Consider the following 6,380-nt stretch of genomic DNA (forward strand, 5'->3'; position numbering starts at 1 on the left):
AGCATGTGGACTAAAATCTGCATCGAGGGTTCGAATCCCTCTTACTCCGCCAAAATAACTTTTCAATATTCTATAAAACAATTCAAATTAAGAAAAACGCCCAATAAATTAATTATTAGGCGTTTTTTAGTCCATAAGTCAAGGCAGTAACTGCCCACATGAATTGAATATGGTCGTTTAAAATAAGACAGCTTTATTAACCTCCTGATATACTTTAGCTATACACCGCATTATCATCTTTATTTTAAACATCTATAATAAAGATAAATGTTTCAGCACAGCTTGTATGGTACTTATTTTAAACGACTGTTTATTTCTTGATTTTATCAAGATTTCAATGATGTCACAAAAATCAAATCACAAATTCTACCGTTTTCGTTTGTTCAGTGTGTTGTTGCGCCGTATACAATGATTGCACAATTTCCGAACGCATATTTTGCAATTCCACCAAACGAACCGTACGTGGAAACGGCAATTCAGGTTGCCACGTCCCCGCCACGTGCCCGCCTCCTCCTACCAACACAATTTTATCCGCCACCAATAAAGCCTCATCAATGTCATGTGTAACCATAAGCGCGGCAGTATTGTGGTGCTGCACGATTTGGCGTAACATGGCTTGCATTTGCTCCCGAATCACCGCGTCTAAAGCCGAAAACGGCTCGTCCAGCAGCAAAACTTGCGGTTGACGCACAATACCACGTGCCAAAGCTACCCGTTGCGCCATACCACCCGACAATTCAGACGGGTATTTATTCGCTGCATTCGCCAAACCCACTTCTTTTAAAGCAGCATCAATACGTTGACTTTGTTCATCTTTACTGATTTTGGGTTGGTGAGCAAAATCCAAACCAAACGCCACATTATCGCGCACATTCAACCATGGCAACAAAGCTGCGCTCTGAAACACCAAACCCACACGCGGGTGCGGTTTCGTCAATTTTTCGCCAAACAAAGACACGCTGCCTGAAAGAGGTTGATTCAAGCCAGCCAACATACGTAACAGCGAAGATTTACCCACCCCACTTGCACCCAATAAACACACCAACTCGCCCGCTCGAATGTTTAAATTAAAATCGTGCAAAATGATTTTTAAGCTGCCATTTTGTTTATAACCTAATGATATATTCTGAATTTTCAATGTATTCATGATGATTTTTGTGAATGAAATTTCAGACAGCATACGCCATTTTTCGCCCGAAAAAAAAGATTTTGTGATTATGTGATTTAGACGATTTCGGTCTAAATAGGCTGCCTGAAAAATCATTTAAAACCTGTATTCATCAGATTGATTATAGTGGATTCAATTTAAATCAGGACAAGGCAACGGCGAGCACTGTGTACATCCAGTAATAAGTAAGATGGCTGACAACGCTATACTGGTTTAAATTGAATTCACTATATAAGATGTATCTTTTGGTAAATACAAGTTCTTAAATGGAAAACTCACCCATAAATTCCAAATCGGCAATTTCCTTTTTCAAATGCTTAATCGCGGGCGTAACAATCGCCACAAACATGGCTTCACGCGAACGGCGTTGTACGGGGCTGCGCATCAAATAGCCTTTCGCGCCTGCATGTAAAGCCGCCGATTGCGCTGCGTCCAAACACAATTCCGATGCCGCCAAACGTGTTTCCAGCGTTTCCAACAAGCTGGCTTGACCTGCCCAAGTGTCGTCTGCCAATTTTTGCGTTTTGGCTAACATATTATCAAAACGCACTTGCAAGTCATCTATTTGATTATCCAAATAGAAATTTACCTCGCCACAACCCACGTTTGCCAATTCAATTTCTTTTAAGCAGCCGTCAATAATGCCTGCGCCTATGCCGACTTGCAACAAAATAAAGCCTGTTTTGATGGATTTGATGTAATCGGCAAACTGTTCGGGTTGCGCCAACACGTCTTCGTTTGGCACAAACACATTGTCAAATTTCAACGCAAAGGTACGTGTGCCTTCCAAAGCGCAAAATTCAGGGCAGGGATTGAGCGACACGCCTTCGCATTCGCCACCTGTGATGAACATCACATAACCGTTTGATGTTTGAGCGGTATTAGCCCAAATGTGCGTGTCGCCTAAATTGGACACCCAAGGGAGTACGCCATTCACAATGTAGCCACCATCGGTGGGGGTAGCTTGCAAATTATGGTCTTCAATACCAGCCAAATGCTTGACGGTGTTGGACATACCCGTCCCAGCCAACACCTTGCCTTGCAACACATTTGACAAATGGCGTTCGCGCACGACAGCGTTGGGCGTTTTGTGCAAATACCACGCGCAAGCCGATTGACACCACACCGAAAACGCGGTTGCGCCACACACTTTGCCTACTTCGTAGATTGCCAAAATTTGTGTCGCCAAACCCAAACCGTTGCCGCCTTGTTCGACTGTGCCAAGCGATTGATAGCCACCGATTTCTCCCAATTTTCGCATGAAGTGTTCAGGGTAAATTCCTTTACAGTCAATATCTTGTACAATAGGCGCAAGTTCGGTTTGGACTAATTGAGCAATTTGCGATAATAAAGTTGCTTGCGACATGATGAGTTTTCCTTTTTTGGGACACAATTTTTCAATGATGATGTTGTAAAAAAGGGCAGATGTAAAATCTGCCCTTACGATGGCTACCAATGGAGCGTGGGCAGCTTGCCCGCATATTTCGGACAAAGCCCAATCCAATCTAAATAGTGTGGACCAGCAGCCCACACCCCAAAAATGTCATTTGTTGAAAAACAATCTGAAAATCAAAAATTAAGCGAATTGTTGCAATTCAGGGTTGATTTCGGTTTTCGCCAAATTGTTGGTGTAGTTACACAAGGTCGCCAATGCCACGCCCAAAACCACTTCTACCGATTGCTGTTGCGTGTAGCCTGCGTTCAAAAATGCCGCCAATTCATCATCAGAAACCGCGCCTTTGTTTTCCATAACCGCAATCGTAAAATTTGCCAAAGCCGCCAATTTCTCATCATCAAAATCAGTAGGATTAACCGCACGACTCGCGGCAATCGCATTTTCAGACAGCAATTTTTTCAAAGTTGCCAATTTGGTATGCCCTGCAACGCAAAATCCGCACTCATTACGTTTGGCTGCAATGATTTGTACTACTTCGCGTTCACCTGCGGTCAAGCTGGTTGCACCGTTTAATTTGCCTACTTCTTGATAAAATGCCAACGCTTCGGGCGAATTTGCCAGCACGCCAATCAAATTGGGCAAAAAGCCATTGGCGTTTAAGGCTGCCTGAACGCGCTCTTTAGCAGCTTCGGGTGCGGTTTCGGGGGTATGAATGGTCAAACGTGCCATGATATTGCTCCTTAAATGATTTAAATAAAGTCTATTGTAACGCTAATGTTAAATAAATAATAAGACATTTTGCTTCTTTGCTTTATAAATTTTCATTCTATGATAATACAAGCTTGCTTGAAACAAGCCGATACTTTATAATTTGTCCCCTAAACCCAAAGGGGCGGTAGCTCAGGGGTTAGAGCAGGGGACTCATAATCCCTTGGTCGTGAGTTCGAAACTCACCCGCCCTACCAAATTTAAACCGCGTGAAATCAAGTGCTTCATGCGGTTTTGTTGTTTTATGCTGCCTGAAAAGTCATATTATTAAAAACGCCGTTTTAATTTGCATTCTTGCATGATACAAACCGCTAATTCTTCCACCGATTTATGTGTGGTATTGGTGTGCGGAATATTGTGGGTACGGAACATGGCTTGTGCATCAGCCACTTCGTTACGACAGGTTTGTAAAGCTGCATAAGTGGAATCTGGACGACGCTCTTGACGAATATCGTGTAGGCGTTCTGGTTGAATGGTTAAACCGAACAATTTATTTTTATATGGTTTAACCATTCGTGGTAATTCAGTTGTACCCAAATCATCGGGCGTAAGTGGATAATTGGCGGCACGAATGCCATATTGCAAAGCAAGGTATAAACAGGTTGGTGTTTTGCCACAACGTGATACCCCCATCAAAATCACATCGGCTTCTTTGAGTTCTTTATCTGATACGCCATCATCATGATTTAATGCAAAATTTACGGCTTCCATGCGTGCATCATAACGCTCCACATTATGCACCCGTGAAATCACAGAATGGCGTGCCGACACCCCTAATTCTTGTTCTAATTCACCTAAAAATGCATCAAAAAAACTGATGTGTAAACCTTGCGAACTTTTGACAATTTGCAACACATTACTGTCTGCAATACTGGAAAACACTATCGGTCGTACGCCATTTTCTTCGGCAGCGCGGTTGATGATTTGAACTAACGCATGTGCTTTCTCGGGCGTGTTGATGAAAGGATAAGTAGCACGTTTGAATTTCACATCATCAAATTGTTCCAATAAGGCATCGCCCATGCCTTCGGCGGAGATGCCTGTGCGGTCTGAAACAAAGAAAGTGGGACGGCGAATAGCAGTATTCATAACTTGTTTTCCTCAAAATAATTGAATCACAAAATATTTGGTCAAATTAATTTTCAGGCAGCATTGAATGGAAATGGATAGGCTGCCTGAAAACATTTAGATGTTAGATAACCAATTTCTCGCGGCATTCATGTCATGAGCAATCGCATTTTGCAAATCGGATAAAGTATTGAATTTCATTTCATTACGCAATTTATGCAAAAATGTTACTTCAATCCGTTCACCATAAAGGCTGCCTGAAAAATCAAACAAATGAACTTCCAATTTGTTTTGACAAACCATAGACACCGTTGGATTGTAACCCAAATTTGCCACACCATTTTTGCGTCCAAAACTGCCTGTTACTTCTATCACAAACACACCTGAAAGTGCGTAACGGTGTGATGCCAAATGCACATTGGCTGTTGGACAACCCAACACACGCCCCAGTTTTGCACCATGTTTGACTTTACCACTTAATCGGTAATCGTGTCCCAAAATTTGTCTTGCCACGTCTAAACGGCCTGCTGCCAATGCTTCTCGTACGCGTGTACTACTGGCTCTGCTGCCTGAAACCAAAATACTGGGGGTATTTTGTGTTTCAAATTCAGTTTGTTGCAACAAAAACTCAAAATCGCCAGTGCGTCCTTTACCAAAACGGAAATCATCGCCCACCAACAAAAAACGGGTATTGAGCTTATCCAACAATATTTGAGTCATAAAATCTTGCGCCGATAAACTGGCAAAATCGGTATTAAATCGCTGTATCCAAACCGCATCAACACAATCCGTTTGCGCTAAAAGGCGCAACTTGTCGCGCATCGGTGTTAAACGAAATGGAGAAGTACGACCGCTTTGAGCAGCAAAATATTCAGTTGGCTGCGGCTCAAACACCAATACCACACTTTGTAAACCACGTGCGCGTGCCTCATCATGCAAACGTTGTAAGATGCGTTTATGCCCAATGTGTACACCATCAAAATTGCCGATGCTGACTGCGCTGCCTTGTAAACTGTGTGGCGCATTGCGTCCAAACCAAATGTTCATAAGTGTCAAATACCCAAACCAAAATAAACGCATTGTAGCGTTTTTTCAGGCTGTCTGAAACGTTTGCTGTTTTCAGGCAGCCTTGATTTTTTCTACCGCAATCACAAAAGGAGGACAATTCGGACGATTAAGTAAAGCGTATTGCATCACACGATAATTTTGTGTCGGTAATTGACTAAAAAACCTTTCCAATGCCTGTTTTTCCAATTTACCTGTTTGGTGCCCATGATAAATCACAACCACCAATAAACCGCCTTCTTTCAATAAATTCAAAGCCACTTTTATGGCTTGAACGCTGGTTTCTGGCATTGTGGTAATGTTTTTATCGCCCGATGGCAAATAGCCTAAATTGAATACTGCCGCAGAAAGTTGAACCGAAATATATTGAGCAGCATTTTCATGCCCATCTTGTATCAATTTAACGTGATTGCATAAACCATGTATTTGCAAACGTTGAGCTGTGGCATCAAGTGCTGCTGCCTGAATATCAAAAGCATAAACCTTGCCTGTATTACCTACACATTGTGCCAACAATAATGTGTCATGACCATTGCCTGCTGTACCGTCCATCACATCATCACCAGCTTGAATGTGGCTACGCAATAATTGATGAACAAAGGACAAAATATTAGGTAGCGCATGAGTATTCATGATTTCATTCATTTATTTTCCCAAGTTAAATACAGCAAGCATTGGTCTCTACACATACCAAGTCATTATCCCAATTTAATTTTTTTCCATATTGAGATATTTATCATGCTTACTAAGCTGCCTGAAAACAAAAAACATGCGAATTATGGCATAATCCGACATCATTAAATTACTCAAACACACCAATTATCATGACAAACAAACGCAAAATACTCGTTACCTCCGCCCTGCCCTACGCCAACGGCGCAATCCACTTGGGACACATGGTGGAACACATTCAAA

The 6,380-nt window shown here is 42.1% G+C and carries 7 protein-coding genes and 1 tRNA gene; 2 read left to right on the forward strand and 6 right to left on the reverse strand.

Annotated elements, in window-relative coordinates; translation table 11 throughout:
- Positions 1-352: 352 nt before the first annotated feature.
- From Q4B82_RS09115 to Q4B82_RS09125, 3 genes are all read right to left on the reverse strand, one after another.
- Complete coding sequence (locus Q4B82_RS09115) at positions 353-1,147, reverse strand: ABC transporter ATP-binding protein (RefSeq protein WP_303066146.1); 795 nt, start codon at positions 1,145-1,147, stop codon at positions 353-355.
- Positions 1,148-1,430: 283 nt separating this feature from the next.
- Positions 1,431-2,534 carry an acyl-CoA dehydrogenase family protein gene (locus tag Q4B82_RS09120; protein WP_303066151.1) on the reverse strand — a complete coding sequence of 368 codons (1,104 nt, stop codon included), beginning with the start codon at positions 2,532-2,534 and terminating at the stop codon, positions 1,431-1,433.
- A gap of 210 nt (positions 2,535-2,744) precedes the next feature.
- Complete coding sequence (locus Q4B82_RS09125; protein ID WP_303066147.1) at positions 2,745-3,293, reverse strand: carboxymuconolactone decarboxylase family protein; 549 nt, start codon at positions 3,291-3,293, stop codon at positions 2,745-2,747.
- Positions 3,294-3,453: 160 nt separating this feature from the next.
- Here Q4B82_RS09125 and Q4B82_RS09130 point away from each other — a divergent pair.
- Positions 3,454-3,529: transfer RNA gene (locus Q4B82_RS09130), tRNA-Ile, on the forward strand.
- 70 nt (positions 3,530-3,599) lie between these two features.
- Here the strand turns inward: Q4B82_RS09130 and Q4B82_RS09135 are convergent.
- From Q4B82_RS09135 to Q4B82_RS09145, 3 genes are all read right to left on the reverse strand, one after another.
- Positions 3,600-4,421: a pyruvate, water dikinase regulatory protein gene (locus Q4B82_RS09135; protein WP_303066148.1), complete on the reverse strand. Its 822-nt coding sequence runs from the start codon at positions 4,419-4,421 to the stop codon at positions 3,600-3,602.
- Between the two features lie 96 nt (positions 4,422-4,517).
- On the reverse strand, positions 4,518-5,447 hold the full coding sequence (ribF, locus tag Q4B82_RS09140; protein WP_303066149.1) for a bifunctional riboflavin kinase/FAD synthetase: 930 nt from the start codon (positions 5,445-5,447) through the stop codon (positions 4,518-4,520).
- A 72-nt stretch (positions 5,448-5,519) separates the two neighbouring features.
- Positions 5,520-6,110: a class I SAM-dependent methyltransferase gene (locus Q4B82_RS09145; RefSeq protein WP_303066150.1), complete on the reverse strand. Its 591-nt coding sequence runs from the start codon at positions 6,108-6,110 to the stop codon at positions 5,520-5,522.
- A 179-nt stretch (positions 6,111-6,289) separates the two neighbouring features.
- Between Q4B82_RS09145 and Q4B82_RS09545 the strand changes: the two genes are divergently transcribed.
- Positions 6,290-6,380 (forward strand): class I tRNA ligase family protein (locus Q4B82_RS09545; protein ID WP_368501357.1); only part of this gene is annotated, 91 nt, incomplete at its 3' end.

Origin of the sequence: Alysiella sp. (genome assembly GCF_030525755.1) — a bacterium.
Classification (GTDB): domain Bacteria; phylum Pseudomonadota; class Gammaproteobacteria; order Burkholderiales; family Neisseriaceae; genus Simonsiella.

Coding starts and splice junctions, on each gene's coding strand:
- Q4B82_RS09115 (WP_303066146.1), bottom strand. CDS start 1,147: ATGAATACATTGAAAATTCAGAATATATCATTAGGTTATAAACAAAAT.
- Q4B82_RS09120 (WP_303066151.1), bottom strand. CDS start 2,534: ATGTCGCAAGCAACTTTATTATCGCAAATTGCTCAATTAGTCCAAACC.
- Q4B82_RS09125 (WP_303066147.1), bottom strand. CDS start 3,293: ATGGCACGTTTGACCATTCATACCCCCGAAACCGCACCCGAAGCTGCT.
- Q4B82_RS09135 (WP_303066148.1), bottom strand. CDS start 4,421: ATGAATACTGCTATTCGCCGTCCCACTTTCTTTGTTTCAGACCGCACA.
- ribF (WP_303066149.1), bottom strand. CDS start 5,447: ATGAACATTTGGTTTGGACGCAATGCGCCACACAGTTTACAAGGCAGC.
- Q4B82_RS09145 (WP_303066150.1), bottom strand. CDS start 6,110: ATGAATGAAATCATGAATACTCATGCGCTACCTAATATTTTGTCCTTT.